General features: G+C 60.8%; 13 protein-coding genes and 1 riboswitch. Of the genes, 4 read left to right on the forward strand and 9 right to left on the reverse strand.

Annotation, left to right across the window (positions count from 1 at the left end; translation table 11 throughout):
* From QMN23_RS08965 to QMN23_RS08995, 7 genes are all read right to left on the reverse strand, one after another.
* Positions 1–1530, reverse strand: a complete 1530-nt coding sequence (locus QMN23_RS08965; protein WP_282003541.1) for an FMN-binding glutamate synthase family protein — start codon at positions 1528–1530, stop codon at positions 1–3.
* A gap of 293 nt (positions 1531–1823) precedes the next feature.
* The gene (locus tag QMN23_RS08970) at positions 1824–2807 is read right to left on the reverse strand and encodes a PilZ-like domain-containing protein (RefSeq protein ID WP_282003543.1); all 984 of its coding nucleotides are present in this window, start codon (positions 2805–2807) and stop codon (positions 1824–1826) included.
* Entirely contained in the window at positions 2804–3007 is a 204-nt protein-coding gene (locus QMN23_RS08975) for a DUF1858 domain-containing protein (protein ID WP_282003544.1), read from the reverse strand. The genes QMN23_RS08970 and QMN23_RS08975 overlap by 4 nt, the downstream gene beginning before the upstream one ends.
* A 195-nt stretch (positions 3008–3202) precedes the next feature.
* Positions 3203–4396 (reverse strand): pyridoxal phosphate-dependent aminotransferase, encoded by a 1194-nt coding sequence (locus tag QMN23_RS08980; protein ID WP_282003545.1) that lies wholly within the window; start codon positions 4394–4396, stop codon positions 3203–3205.
* A 50-nt stretch (positions 4397–4446) separates the two neighbouring features.
* The gene (coaD, locus tag QMN23_RS08985) at positions 4447–4941 is read right to left on the reverse strand and encodes a pantetheine-phosphate adenylyltransferase (protein WP_282003547.1); all 495 of its coding nucleotides are present in this window, start codon (positions 4939–4941) and stop codon (positions 4447–4449) included.
* A 7-nt stretch (positions 4942–4948) separates the two neighbouring features.
* Positions 4949–5512 (reverse strand): 16S rRNA (guanine(966)-N(2))-methyltransferase RsmD, encoded by a 564-nt coding sequence (gene rsmD, locus QMN23_RS08990; RefSeq protein WP_282003549.1) that lies wholly within the window; start codon positions 5510–5512, stop codon positions 4949–4951.
* Complete coding sequence (locus QMN23_RS08995; RefSeq protein WP_282003550.1) at positions 5509–6594, reverse strand: class II fructose-bisphosphate aldolase; 1086 nt, start codon at positions 6592–6594, stop codon at positions 5509–5511. Before QMN23_RS08995 ends, rsmD begins: the two co-directional genes overlap by 4 nt.
* 149 nt (positions 6595–6743) lie before the next feature.
* On the opposite strand from QMN23_RS08995, the gene QMN23_RS09000 reads away from it, so the two are divergent.
* On the forward strand, positions 6744–7901 hold the full coding sequence (locus tag QMN23_RS09000; RefSeq protein WP_282003552.1) for a deoxyguanosinetriphosphate triphosphohydrolase: 1158 nt from the start codon (positions 6744–6746) through the stop codon (positions 7899–7901).
* 65 nt (positions 7902–7966) lie between these two features.
* Positions 7967–8043: riboswitch (cyclic di-GMP riboswitch) on the forward strand.
* A gap of 94 nt (positions 8044–8137) precedes the next feature.
* Positions 8138–8674, forward strand: a complete 537-nt coding sequence (locus QMN23_RS09005; RefSeq protein WP_282003554.1) for a hypothetical protein — start codon at positions 8138–8140, stop codon at positions 8672–8674.
* Between the two features lie 77 nt (positions 8675–8751).
* On the opposite strand, the gene yhbY is transcribed toward QMN23_RS09005, so the two are convergent.
* On the reverse strand, positions 8752–9048 hold the full coding sequence (gene yhbY / locus QMN23_RS09010; protein ID WP_282003555.1) for a ribosome assembly RNA-binding protein YhbY: 297 nt from the start codon (positions 9046–9048) through the stop codon (positions 8752–8754).
* A gap of 86 nt (positions 9049–9134) precedes the next feature.
* Complete coding sequence (locus tag QMN23_RS09015; protein ID WP_282003557.1) at positions 9135–10424, reverse strand: ATP-binding protein; 1290 nt, start codon at positions 10422–10424, stop codon at positions 9135–9137.
* A 226-nt stretch (positions 10425–10650) separates the two neighbouring features.
* Between QMN23_RS09015 and lepA the strand changes: the two genes are divergently transcribed.
* Positions 10651–12450, forward strand: a complete 1800-nt coding sequence (gene lepA / locus QMN23_RS09020; RefSeq protein ID WP_282003558.1) for a translation elongation factor 4 — start codon at positions 10651–10653, stop codon at positions 12448–12450.
* A gap of 28 nt (positions 12451–12478) precedes the next feature.
* The gene (lepB, locus tag QMN23_RS09025; protein ID WP_282003559.1) at positions 12479–13156 is read left to right on the forward strand and encodes a signal peptidase I; all 678 of its coding nucleotides are present in this window, start codon (positions 12479–12481) and stop codon (positions 13154–13156) included.
* The last annotated feature ends 114 nt before the right edge of the window (positions 13157–13270 follow it).

The raw sequence follows: 13270 nt of genomic DNA on the forward strand, positions 1-13270 counted from the left end.
CTACTCTCCAGCCGGCATGACGCCGAGTAAGTTCATGTCTTGTTCGGAAAGGCCCACGGAGCGAAGCTTGTAGCGGTTGCCGCGCAGCGATTCGAGGGCATTCAGTCCCATGCCGCCGAGGATTTCCTTCATTTCGTGGCCCCAGGCGTGGACCAGGTTCACCAGCCGTTCGGCGCCGAGTTCGGGGTTCAGCCGTTTGGCCAGGTAGGGGTTGTTGGTGGTGATCCCCCAGGGGCACTTGCCGGTGTAGCAGCGCTGGCAGAGGGTACAGCCGAGCGCCAGCAGGGTCGAGGTGCCGAGGTTGATGGCGTCGGCGCCGAGGGCGATCGCCTTGATGGCATCGCCGGAACTGCGGACCCCGCCGCCGACCACGATGGAGACCTGGTTTCTGATCCCTTCGTCGCGCAGCCGGGCGTCGACCGCTGCCAGGGCCAGCTCCATCGGGATACCGACGTTGTCGCGGATCACCTGCGGCGCCGCTCCGGTCCCCCCACGGAAACCGTCGATGGTGATGATATCGGCCCCGGCCCGGGCAACCCCGGAAGCGATGGCGGCAATGTGATGGACGGCGGCGATTTTCACCGATACCGGTTTTTCGTAGTTGGTCGCCTCTTTCAGGGCGTAGATCAACTGGCGCAGGTCCTCGATGGAGTATATGTCGTGGTGTGGTGCCGGCGAGATGGCGTCGGAGCCGAGGGGGATCATCCGGGTTTCGGAAATCTCGCTGTTGACCTTTTCGCCGGGCAGATGGCCGCCGATTCCCGGCTTGGCCCCCTGGCCGACCTTGATCTCGATGGCGACGCCGGCGTTGAGATACTGCTCGCTGACGCCGAAACGGCCGGAAGCCACCTGGACGATGACATTCTTGCCGTACTGGTAGAGGTCCTTGTGCAACCCCCCCTCGCCGGTGTTGTACAGGGTGCCGAGCTCCTGGGCCGCCGCTGCCATCGCCTTGTGGGCGTTCAGGTTGAGGGCGCCGTAGCTCATGGCGGAGAAGATGAACGGATATTCCAGCTTCAGCTGCGGCGTCAGCTGGGTTGCCAGCTTCGGCTTGCCGGTCTTTTCGTCTTTGACCACCTGGATCGAATCGGGCTTCTTGCCGAGGTAGGTGCGGAGTTCCATCGGTTCGCGCAGCGGGTCGATGGAGGGGTTGGTTACCTGGGAGGCGTCGAGCAGCAGGTGGTCCCAGTAAATCGGGTACTTGGCCGGATTGCCCATGGCTGCCAGCAGGATCCCGCCGGTGTCGGCCTGGGCGTAGAGGTTCCTGATATGGGCACCGGACCACGACTCGTTACGTTTGAAGTTCTCTTCGTTACCGCGAATGGTGATGGCACCGGTGGGGCAGAGAGCCGAGCAGCGCCGGCAGCCGATGCAGAGGGTGCAGTCCTCGGTCAGGGCATCCGCCTCCTCCAGGTAGGAGTGGACTTCGTATGCGCACTGCCGGACGCAGACCTTGCAGCGGATACACTTGGCATCGCTTCGGTCGACGATGAATTCGTTGAACGATTCAGTAACTGTCTTGTAAAGCACCTTTAGACCTCCTGGATGCTGGTGGTGGGTAAACTGAGTACACTCCAGCCTGGTGGAAAAGTATTGATGCGATTATCATGCCATAAATCCCGGTGCTGGCGTGCTTGGGTGGCCCAGTTTGTAATATGCCGGAATCGTTGACAATGTATTGCAGCGGTCCGGGTGGGGAAGGGGTGGGTGGGTGGCTGCCGCGAGCAGCTGGTCGCGGTCGAAGCGCTTTTGGGGACTGCCAGAGTAGACTCGGGATTCTAAAAAATACACAGTTGCCGGCGGAAGCACGGCAGCGGGGCCGGTTACCTTACGGGGAGGTTGTCCCGGTATTTTCTGATTTCCCGCTCGTAGGTCCGTTCGATCTCGCCCTTCTTGGCGGTAAATTGCCAATAGATAAGACCGGCGACGAGTGTGGCCAGGATGACGAAGAGGGTGAAGGCGGCGAGAATCCTTCGGCGGCGGATCTGCTCGGCGTACGATGGGTAGGCGAGGCTGGTGATGCTGACGTTTCCCTGGCGGAGTTCGCGCAGCCGTTCCAACTGGGCGACGGCGACGAATTGGACGATCGCGTCGCGGTCCCGCTCGTCGATGTGGAGAAAGTGGAGTCCGGTGCTGAACAGTGGCGGCGTCCCCTCCCTGGTGTGCAGCCCGCGCACGTCGACCACCCGGCCGACGACCTCGATTTCCCGTGGCTGGTCGAGTGGCAGGTGCAGGTGGAGCGGGACCAGGGCATCGGCGGAGAGCTTTTCGCGCATTTTGATGCGGATCCCCGAACCGCTGATGTTTGCGGCGACCGGCGGCAGGGGGGGCGGTGGTGGCGGTGGCTCGGCAGGGACTTCCCCCGTTTGCTCGTCTTCCGGGGGGGGCGCCGGATAGCGCCGGTCATGCCATTCCTGGCGGATCTGTTCGGCGGTTTTGCCGACGGGAATGCTGTAGGTCAGCGGAATGTGGACGTCGATGCGGTAGAACTCGCGCAGCTCGTCGGGGATGACGTCGCTGATCAGCCGGACGGAAAGCTTTGCCGGCCCCTCTTCGGCGACGATGATTCCGCGGCAGTAATAGGCGTAGCCATCCTTGCCGACCCGGATGTCGAGGATCGTTCCGGTATCGGTCCGGATGCCGTCGGGCAGGACGTCGCGGGAGAGCTGGAGGACAAGAAGGTCTTCGTCGAAGACCGTGATATCGGCCCAGTCGTGGAAGGTGGTGTTTTGCGACCGGGGAAACCGGACCTCGACCCGCAGGCCGACCGCAAAATATTTGGCGTAGTCTGGGAGCTCTTCCTTCATGCCTGCAGTCGGGAAATCTCCTCGTTAAGTTCTTTCAGCAGCTGCTCGAGGTCGGTCTTGTGGACATCGGCACCGTGCTGAAGCTCTTCAAAGTCGGCTATCTGGCATTCGTAACAGTCGAGACCGTATTTCGCAAAAATCTTCAGCGTTGCGGGGTACCGGCGGATAATGTCGCCGATCAGCATCTCCCTGGTGATCATGTCGACCTCCTGATCCCCCGGGGTGGTCGCTGCAATGTTCCGGGAGATCGTCCACGAGCGGATACGGTGCAACGAATGCGAAAAAAGGCGAGGTCGGTATCCCAGCCTCGCCTTTTTTCGCTACAGTAACAAATAAGCTCGGTGCATGCAATGGTAAATCGGCAGCCCGCAGCACCTGGCCGGCCCGATTATCCGTTATTTGAGGTCGGCGATCGCTGCTTCGATCCGGTCGATCCCCTTCTTGATGTTTTCCATGCTCGTGGCGTAGGAGAGCCGGGCATAGCGGTCATCGCCAAAGGCGACCCCCGGTACCAGCGCCACCTTGGCCTCTTCCAGCAGGTAGGCGGCAAATTCGGTCGAATTGCTGATGACCTTGCCGTTGAAGCTCTTGCCGTAGACGCCGGAGAAGTTGGGGAAGGCGTAGAAGGCGCCGGTCGATTTGAAGCAGGTGACGCCGGGGATGGCGTTGAGCCGGTCGACGATGTAGGTCCGCCGTTTTTCGAATTCCTTGACCATTTCGGCAACTGCGGTCTGGGGACCGTTCAGCGCTTCCACCGAGGCTTTCTGGGCGATGGAGGTGGCGTTGGAGGTCGACTGGGACTGCATCTTGGTCATGGCGGCCATCAGCTCCTTCGGCCCGCAGGCGTAACCGATCCGCCAGCCGGTCATCGAGTAAGCCTTGGAGACGCCGTTGACGATGATGGTCCGGGGCTTGAGTTCCGGGCAGGCCATCGGGATGTTGCAGAATTCCAGCCCGTCGTAGAGCAGTTTTTCGTAGATGTCGTCGGAGACGATCAGGAAATCATGCTTCTTGATCACCTCGGCCAGGGCAGCCAGCTCGGCCTTGGTGTAGGTGGAGCCGGTCGGGTTGCAGGGCGAGTTGAGGATCAGGTACTTGGTCCGGGGGGTGACCGCCTTTTCCAGCTGTTCCGGGGTAATCTTGAAGCCGGTGTTCTCGTCGGTCATGATGAAGACCGGCGTGCCGCCGGCAAGGACCACCTGGTCGGGGTAGGAGACCCAGTAGGGCCCCGGAATGATCACTTCATCCCCTTCCTGGAGCAGTGCCTGGGAGATGTTGTACAGGGTGTGCTTGGCACCGCAGGCGACGGAAATTTCGTCGCGGCTGTAGTCAAGGCCGTGGTCGCGCTTCATCTTGGCGATGATGGCGTCCTTCAGGTCGTCGGCCCCGCCGACCGGCATGTATTTGGTAAAACCGCCGTCGATCGCTTTTTTCCCGGCTTCCTTGATGTTGGCCGGGGTGTCGAAGTCGGGCTCACCGGCGCCGAAGCCGACGACGTCGACCCCCTGGGCCTTCAATGCCTTTGCCTTGGCATCGATGGACAGGGTGGGGGAAGGCTGGATTTTGTTGACGCGATCTGCAAGTTTCATTGGTCCCTCCTTAGGGGTTGGATGAAAGCCTCGTGGGAAAAGGTCTTTCTTTAAGCGCTACGCTCCTGGAACTTCCGTTTGAGAGCATCCCTGACCAGCGGCGGCACCAGCCCTTCGATGGGGCCGTTCAGGGAGCTGACTTCCTTGACGATCGACGACGACAGGTAACCGAACGGCACCGAGGTCATCATGAACAGGGTTTCCACCTCCTGGGAAATGCTCCGGTTCATCTGGGCGATCTGGAATTCGTATTCGAAATCCGAGATCGCCCGCAGTCCGCGGATAATTACCGAAGCCTGCTGTGAAAGGACGTAATCTACCAGAAGGCCGTCGAAGGTGTCAACCCTTGCCCGCGGGTTGTCGGCCAGCACTTTCTGTAGCAATTCCAGCCGCTCGTCGATGGTGAACAGGGCGTTTTTCGCAGAGTTGCGGGCCACGGCGACGATGATCGAGTCGAAGATTTTCAGCCCGCGGTCGATGATGTCGAGGTGTCCGTAAGTGATCGGGTCGAAGGAACCGGGGTAGACGGCAATTTTCCTGGGCATGGTGTGGTCAGTTCCCTTTCTGGAAAAATACGAGCGTGGTATCGCCGTAGATGCGGCGGTCGAATTCCCGCAGCGGGCCGAACTCGGTGGGGAGATGCTCGTCCGAGGCGCATTCGGCCACGACCACCGTTTCCTCCGTCACGAGTGCCGACTGGGCCAGCTGGTCAAGGACCCGCGTCGCCAGACCGACCCGGTAGGGCGGATCGAGAAGAACAATCCTGAACGGGGGGTGGCTTTCGGCGAGTAACTGCAACGCGGCCAGCGCTTCCTTGACGATGACCCGGCTGCGGCTGTCAAATCCCAGCTGCGCCAGATTCCGGCGGATGACTGCCGCCGAATCGCGGTGATTGTCGATGAAGACGGCTTCGCTGCAGCCGCGGCTCAATGCCTCGATACCGAGATTGCCGCTGCCGGCGAAGATGTCGAGCACCCGGGCGCCGGCGAAGCTGCCGAGCAGCGAAGAGAGAATGCTGAACAGCGCCTCCTTCACCCGGTCGGCCGTCGGGCGTACCCGGTCGCCGCGCGGCGCCGCCAGCCGGCGACCGCCTGCCGTGCCGCCGATTACCCTCATGCGCCGGTCTTGAGGACGGCACAGAGGCGCGACGCGCTCCCTTTGGCGTGGAACGCCAGGAGGAACTCTTTTGCTTCGCGGTAGGCCATGTCGTGAATCTGGCGGGCATGCTCCTCGCTGATGGCATCGATCTCGCTCTTGAACATCCCGGTGGCGAATTTGATATCCTTGCCGTTTTCCCTGGCCCAGCGGCGCATCGCGTCCATCAGTTCGAGGGGGAGCCCGGCGTGGGCGACATTCTGCCAGAGGGTGCCGATGTTCCCCTTTTTGATGCCGTATTCGACCAGTTTGCCGACCAGCCGGAGGGGGGTACCGGTGATGCCGTGCTGGACCAGGCCGGCGAGGCCGTAACGGGTGGCGACGGCATGGATCTGCCGGGTCCGCTCCAGGTCGATCCTGACCATCTCCCCGTCGAGGTAATTGCCTTTTTTCGAGCCGTTATTGATGGCGAGAAGCTGGGGGGATATGCCGCCGGCGGCCAGGCCGGCCAGAAATTCTTCCGCTTCCTCGGCCGTCGTTAGCGACGATTCGCCGCTCGCACTTTTGATTTCACCCAGCTCCACCTCCAGCCCATACCCTTCGTCGACGATCGGCCGGGCCAGTTCCGTGGTCAGCCGGATATCGTCGGGGAGAGGGTTGAAGGAGCAGTCGATGGCGAAGGATGTGTAGCCGGCCTGAATCTGGGCTGCGATCAGTGCCCGGGCCTCTTCGATCTCGGCAGTGCCGGGACGCTGGACGGTGGTGTGGTCGCCGTGGATGATGAACGGTTTGCTGAAGCCGGATTGTGCTGCGTAGTCGATTACCGTCTCGAAGAAGAGTTCCGGCGTCTGGCCGGTGTAGCCGCCGTCGAGCCCCCCCTCGGTCTTTGTCAGTTCGAAGGCGACGATGGCGTCGAGTTCTTCGGCAGCCTTCATGATGCCCGGGATGACATGCTTGATCCGCGGGTTGCAGGCCATCAGGATCGATTTGTCGTTGCGCAGGGCGTCAAAGGCCGCCTTGCCGTTCAGGAGGCAGATGCCGGATTTGCTGCCGAGCAGCCGTTTGACCCGCTCGGGGATTACCGCAGAAGGAAGTGTATGCATAACAATGGTTCGCAATTCTGTATACAGAGGTTAACATCTTAAAAAGGCTTAAAAAAATACCATCTACCGTGGGGAGAGTCAAGCCTAACTTTTGTGGTTGACACCCGGCGGAGGCAGAATTAGAGTTGCCTGAATCAAATGGAGGAATTATGGAAACCAGCGCCGACGAATGTTCGCTCGAACGAACCGATCTGGCCGATTATGCCGCGCGGAGCACGATGTCCCGGGGCCGGAAGCATCAGGAGTCCTTTCGGGACAACCGGCCGGCCTTCGAGCGGGACCGCGACCGGATCATCCACTGCACTGCGTTTCGCCGGCTGGAATACAAGACCCAGGTGTTCGTCAACCACGAAGGTGATTATTATCGGACCCGGTTGACCCATTCGCTGGAGGTGGCGCAGATCGGCAAGGCGATCGCTCGCCGGCTGCGCCTGAACGAAGAATTGACCGAAGCGCTCGCGCTGGCTCACGATCTCGGCCATACCCCTTTCGGCCATACTGGCGAGGAGGTGCTGAGCCGGCTGATGGAAGGCTTCGGCGGCTTTGAGCACAATATCCAGTCGTTTCGTGTTATCGACGAACTCGAGGAACGCTACCCCGGCTTCAACGGGCTGAACCTCTCCTGGGAAGTCCGGGAGGGGATTCTCAAGCATTCCACCCCCTATGACCGGCCGACCGGCCTGCTCGGTGAGTTCCTTCCCGGGATCGTGCCGACGCTGGAAGCCCAGATCATCAATTTTGCCGACGAAATCGCCTATAACAATCACGATATCGACGACGGCCTCAAATCGGGGTACATTACCTTCGACCAGCTGCAGCAGGTGGATCTCTGGCGGGAGGCGTTCAATGGGATCAGGGCCGCCTACCCGAACCTCGATCCGGAACGGCAGAAGTTCCAGACAATCAGCGCGCTGATCGGCCTGCTGATCAAGGACCTGACCGCGACGACCCTGGCCAATCTCCGGGAGTTACGGATCGCCAGCCTCGACGATGTTCGTCGGGTCAACCGGCAGCTGGTCGCCTTCAGCCCGGAGATTACCGAACAAAACTGCGCCCTGAAAAGGTTCTTGTTCGAAAATCTCTACCGTCACTACAAGGTCGAGCGGATGCGGGTGAAGGCGGAACGTTACCTGTCCAGGCTGTTCGAGTCGTTCATTAAGCATCCCACCCTGCTGCCGAGGAAGTACCAGCATAAAATGGAACTGCTGGGACGGGAGCGGGTGGTCTGCGACTATGTGGCCGGAATGACCGACCGTTTTGCCCTTGATGAGTTCAAGCGGCTGTTCGAGCCTTACGAACGGGTTTGATCTGGCCGTTCCCCTCTTGACTCGCCGGCGATTTTGGGGTATTTACCAGTAAAAGGCAGTGCGATAGACGACAATACTAAACCACCCGCGAGGGTGGGGCGGAAAGCCTATAGGGTCTCAAGCAGACAGCCGGGTTGCCGAAATGTCCACGGATATTACGGTAGCCCGGCTTTTTTTGTTTATCGACCGGGCCGGCGGCGCGCACTGTCTCATCACGAAGTCGAAAGGAGAATTCCATGAAGCGTTTGCTGATGGCCGTTTCGCTTTCCCTGGCGGCCACTACCCCCGTTTGGGCCTCATCCGATGTCGGGTTCGACCTGAATATCAACCTCGGCAACCGGCCGCGTGCCGTAGCCGTTCCCGTTGCTCCGGCAGCCGTCGGGCCGGCCGTGGTTATCGACGAGCCGCCGCTGTTCATTGTGCCGCCCCAGCTCGGTTTCTATGTCGGCGTCGGGGTTCCGTACGACATCTTCATGATCGGTAACCTCTATTATCTCCATTCGGGGAATGCCTGGTACCGCTCGCGGGATTACCGGGGGCCGTGGGGTGCCGTCGGCTATCGGGGGCTCCCGCCCGGGCTGCGCAAGCACCGGCTCGACCGGATCCGTTACTACCGCGACGACGAGTATCGGCATTACGAACATGACCGTGATCACTACCGTGGACGGTATTACCGCCCCGACAAGGAGTGGAAGGAACGGCGCAAGGACGAGCGGCGGATGGAGCGCGAAGAGCGCAAAGAACATCGCGGCCATGGCCGCGACCGCGACTGAGCGGGTTGGTCGAACTGAAAAAGCCCGGTGGCAAGCGCCACCGGGCTTTTTGCATGTATTGTTGCGGGATGGTCGTGCTACCGGCCGCGGGGAAGTTCGATCTTGCGTTCTTTGGCCGGGCGGTAGAGCAGGAAGGTACGGCCGATCACCTGGGCTACGTCCGCGTCGCAGGCCGCCGCCAGTTCGTCGGCGGCATCGTGGCGATCGAGGAGGCAGCTTTCGAGAATCTTGACCTTGATCAGTTCGTGATGTTCGAGGGCTTCCGCCGTCTCTTTGACCAGCGCCTCGGTAATCTCTCCCTTGCCGATGGTGATAACCGGGTTGAGACTGTGTCCCATTGCCCGGAGAAAACGTTTCTGTTTTCCGGTCAGCATTTGTTATGTCCTTTGGTGGAATGGTGGCGGTGAAACCGGTGCCGGACGTATAACACGAAACGTTCGGGAAGGCAATGGGCGCGGCGCTAAACGGCAATCTCCCTGATCGCCCGGAGAAGTGCTTCCTGCCTGATCGGCTTTGCCAGGTGGCCGGAACAGCCCGCTTCGCGGCAGCGATGGTGATCGCTCCGCTCCACCGCGGCGGTGAGCGCCAGGATGGGAACCTCGGGAAGTCCGTGTTGCCGCTCCCAGTCGCGAATGGCGCTGGTTGCCAGATAGCCGTCCAGGATCGGCATCTGCATATCCATGAGGACCACCTCATAGCGTTTGCTCGTCGCCATGGCCACGGCCTCGGCGCCGTCGGCGGCGAAGTCGACGCGGTGAGCGGCCCGGCTGAGGAAGGCGCCGAGCAGGAGCCTGATTTCGGCCGAATCTTCGGCCAGCAGCACGGAAAGTTGCCGGTCGGCCGCCGGCGATTCCTGCTCCGGGCGGCTAACGGCGGGCCGGCCCGGTCGGTCGGGTGGCAGCGGGACGGTGAAGATGAAGCGGCTGCCGTGCCCCTCGCTGCTTTCCACCGCGATTTCTCCTCCCATCAGCGTTACGAGATCCCTGGCGATCGCCAGCCCCAAGCCGGTGCCGCCGTGCAGACGCGCAGTGGCCGGCGATGATTGGACGAAACGGTCGAAAATTTCCCGGAGCTGGTCGTTGGGAATGCCGATGCCGGTGTCCGCTACAGTGAAACGGAGCATCGCGGCGGTTGCCGGTCCCGGGGCCTGATAGTCGATCTGTAGCGTGACCCCGCCCGTGCGGGTGAATTTGACGGCATTGCCGATCAGGTTGGTCAGCACTTGCTGGAGGCGTTTCGGATCACCCCGTAGTTGACGAGGCACGCTGTCGTCGATCAGGACTTCGAAGGAGAGTCCTTTCCTGCCCGCTTCCCAGGCCAGTAGTCTGGTTGCACCGGCAAGCAGTTCATCGAGCGACAGCTCGGTTTCTTCGAGGCGGAAGCGCCCCGCTTCGAGCTTCGCCGCATCAAGGATGTCATTGGTCAGGGCGAGCAGCTGCTGGTTGGAATGCTGGAAGGCGCAGAGATACTCTTCCTGTTGCCGGTTCAGTGTGGTCTGCCTGAGCAATTCCACCGTGCCGGTCGTGAGTTGGATCAGCGAGCGGATCTCGTGGCTGACATGGGCGAGCAATTCGCCCTGGTTCCGGTAGGCGGCGGTGGCGGTCGCGTGCCGGGTGTGCAGTTCCTCGTTATGGCGGCGTTGCCGGTCGAGTTCGCGGGTCAACTCAGTGACGCGCTTTTCCAGCTCGCGAGCGGCATGATCATTGGCGACGGGGGGCTGTGGCTCGGGCGGCGGGGCGATCTGCTTCATGGTTCCTTGGTGACTTCCTGTCGAGATATCGGTATCTGTTGTGCGAGGATGATGTTACCGTGGTGAAATTTGTCGAGGTATAGCACAATAATGTGGCGGTTGCAATGAGAATGCTCTCAGGCGTTCCGGCGGGTCGCGGCGCGGCAGGGAGGGTGAGAAATCCCTTTACAACTAACCGATCGTTCGGCTATTCTTCATCGGTTGAACTTAGCAGGAACAGGAATCTATGCAGACAGAACTGATACGAAATTTCTCGATAATCGCCCACATCGATCACGGCAAGTCGACGCTCGCCGACCGTCTCCTCGAATATACCGGTGCCTTGTCGGAACGGGAGAAGCAGGACCAGTTTCTCGACAAGATGGACTTGGAGCGGGAGCGCGGGATCACCATCAAGGCTCAGACCGTGCGGCTCACGTACCGGGCCGACGATGGCCGGGATTACGTCCTCAACCTGATCGACACCCCGGGACACGTCGATTTTACCTACGAGGTCTCCAGGTCACTGGCCGCCTGCGAGGGGGCGCTTCTGGTGGTCGATGCCTCCCAGGGGGTGGAAGCCCAGACCCTGGCCAACGTCTATCTGGCCATCGATATCAACCTGGAGGTTTTCCCGGTCCTCAACAAGATCGATCTTCCGGCCGCCGAGCCCGAACGGGTCAAACAGGAGATCGAGGAGATCATCGGCCTCGACGCTCACGATGCGGTACTGGCGAGCGCCAAGGAAGGGATCGGCACCCGGGAAATCCTCGAAGAGATCGTCAAGAAAATCCCGTCGCCCCACGGCAGCGCCGATCAACCGCTGAAAGCACTGCTCTTCGACTCCTGGTACGACCAGTATCAAGGGGTGATCATCCTGGTGCGGATCGTCGACGGTACGGTCAAGAAGGGGGACAAGATCCTGTTGATGTCGACCGGCCGCTCTTACGAGGCGCTCAAGGTGGGGGTGTTCGCCCCGGCCATGTGCGAGGTGCCGGCGCTCTCGGTCGGCGAGGTCGGTTTCATTATCGCCGGGATCAAGGATGTCCAGGACGCCAAAGTCGGCGATACGGTCACCCTGACCGCCCGTCCCTGCGCTGCGCCGCTGTCCGGCTTCAAGGAAGTGAAGCCGATGGTCTTTTCCGGGCTCTACCCGATCGATACCGCCCAGTACGAGCAGTTGCGGGACGCCCTGGCGAAACTCAAGCTGAACGACTCGTCCTTTTCCTACGAACCCGAAACCTCCCTTGCCCTTGGCTTCGGTTTCCGCTGCGGCTTCCTCGGCCTGCTGCACATGGAGATCATCCAGGAGCGGCTCGAACGGGAGTTCAATCTCGACCTGATCACCACCGCTCCGACCGTCGTCTACCGCGTCCACCGGCTCAAAGGGGACGTTATCACCATCGAGAGCGCCAACCAGCTGCCGCCGCTGCAGGAGATCGACTTCATCGAGGAGCCGTTCATCCTCGCCTCCATCCATACCCCCAACGAGTTCGTCGGCGGCATCCTCGCTCTCTGCGAGGAGAAGCGCGGTGTGCAGCGGGAGATCAAGTACCTGACCCAGACCCGGGTGATGATCGTCTACGAACTGCCGCTCAACGAAGTGGTGCTCGACTTCTACGACCGGCTGAAATCGATCACCAAGGGGTATGCGTCTCTTGACTACGAACAGCTCGATTACCGGCGGAGCGAACTGGTGCGGATGAATATCCTGATCAACGGCGAGGTGGTCGATGCGCTGTCGCTGATCATCCACCGGGACAAGGCCTATTACCGCGGTCGGGAGCTGGTATCGAAGATGAAAGAACTGATCCCGCGCCAGATGTTCGAGGTGGTGATCCAGGCGGCCATCGGTGCGAAGGTCATCGCCCGCGAAACCGTCAAGGCGCTGCGCAAGGACGTTCTCGCCAAATGCTACGGCGGTGACATCACTCGCAAGCGGAAGCTGCTGGAGAAGCAGAAAGAAGGAAAAAAACGGATGAAGAACGTCGGGAACGTCGAACTTCCCCAGGAGGCGTTCCTCGCCATTCTCAAGGTTGAAGACTGATCGTATTCTCGTTCCGAAAGGAAGACCAATGGATCACAAGGATGAGCGCAAGGCGGGACACACCGCCGATGCCGGCAGCGATCCGGCATCCCAGCCGGTGCGGAAGAAAAGCGTTTTTCGGGAGTATGCCGAGTCGATAGTCATTGCCGTAATTCTGGCGCTGTTCATCAGAACCTTCATCGTCCAGGCCTTCAAGATTCCCTCCGGTTCGATGGAGGATACCCTGGCCATCGGCGATCATATCCTGGTCAACAAGTTCATCTACGGGACGAAGATCCCCTTCACCGACAAACGGTTTTTCAAGATTCGCGATCCGCAGCGGGGCGACGTGATCGTCTTCGAGTACCCCGAAGATCCGAGCAAGGATTTCATCAAGCGGGTGGTTGGTGTCCCCGGCGATGTCGTGCAGGAAGTCAACAAGAAGATCTACGTGAACGGCAAGCTGTTCCAGATTCCCCAGGAAGTCCACAAGGAACCGGATATGCTGCCGGCCGCCATGAATCCGCGGGACAACTTCCCGCCGCGGACGGTGCCGCCCGGCTGCTATTTCGTCATGGGGGACAACCGGGACCGTTCCTATGACAGCCGTTTCTGGGGCTTCGTCAAGATGGACGAGATCAAGGGGCTGGCGTTCATCAAGTACTGGTCGTGGGACAAGGAGCACTTCCGCGTTCGCTGGGGCAGCATCGGCACGCTGATCAGGTAGGACGTTCCTCGGACTGCCGGTAATTCATCAACAAGGCCACGGGCGGCTTTATCGCTCCCGTGGCCTTGTTGCGTCTGGTGCCGGCCGAGCGGCGGGAAAGGGCGGCCGCTCCGG

The sequence above is a fragment of the Geotalea uraniireducens genome, from assembly GCF_027943965.1.
GTDB classification, from domain to species: domain Bacteria; phylum Desulfobacterota; class Desulfuromonadia; order Geobacterales; family Geobacteraceae; genus Geobacter; species Geobacter uraniireducens.

Bases quoted from the DNA above. Each gene is read 5' to 3' on its own strand.
- QMN23_RS08970 (WP_282003543.1), bottom strand. From the start codon at position 2,807: ATGAAGGAAGAGCTCCCAGACTACGCCAAATATTTTGCGGTCGGCCTG.
- QMN23_RS08975 (WP_282003544.1), bottom strand. From the start codon at position 3,007: ATGATCACCAGGGAGATGCTGATCGGCGACATTATCCGCCGGTACCCC.
- QMN23_RS08980 (WP_282003545.1), bottom strand. From the start codon at position 4,396: ATGAAACTTGCAGATCGCGTCAACAAAATCCAGCCTTCCCCCACCCTG.
- coaD (WP_282003547.1), bottom strand. From the start codon at position 4,941: ATGCCCAGGAAAATTGCCGTCTACCCCGGTTCCTTCGACCCGATCACT.
- rsmD (WP_282003549.1), bottom strand. From the start codon at position 5,512: ATGAGGGTAATCGGCGGCACGGCAGGCGGTCGCCGGCTGGCGGCGCCG.
- QMN23_RS08995 (WP_282003550.1), bottom strand. From the start codon at position 6,594: ATGCATACACTTCCTTCTGCGGTAATCCCCGAGCGGGTCAAACGGCTG.
- QMN23_RS09000 (WP_282003552.1), top strand. From the start codon at position 6,744: ATGGAAACCAGCGCCGACGAATGTTCGCTCGAACGAACCGATCTGGCC.
- QMN23_RS09005 (WP_282003554.1), top strand. From the start codon at position 8,138: ATGAAGCGTTTGCTGATGGCCGTTTCGCTTTCCCTGGCGGCCACTACC.
- yhbY (WP_282003555.1), bottom strand. From the start codon at position 9,048: ATGCTGACCGGAAAACAGAAACGTTTTCTCCGGGCAATGGGACACAGT.
- QMN23_RS09015 (WP_282003557.1), bottom strand. From the start codon at position 10,424: ATGAAGCAGATCGCCCCGCCGCCCGAGCCACAGCCCCCCGTCGCCAAT.
- lepA (WP_282003558.1), top strand. From the start codon at position 10,651: ATGCAGACAGAACTGATACGAAATTTCTCGATAATCGCCCACATCGAT.
- lepB (WP_282003559.1), top strand. From the start codon at position 12,479: ATGGATCACAAGGATGAGCGCAAGGCGGGACACACCGCCGATGCCGGC.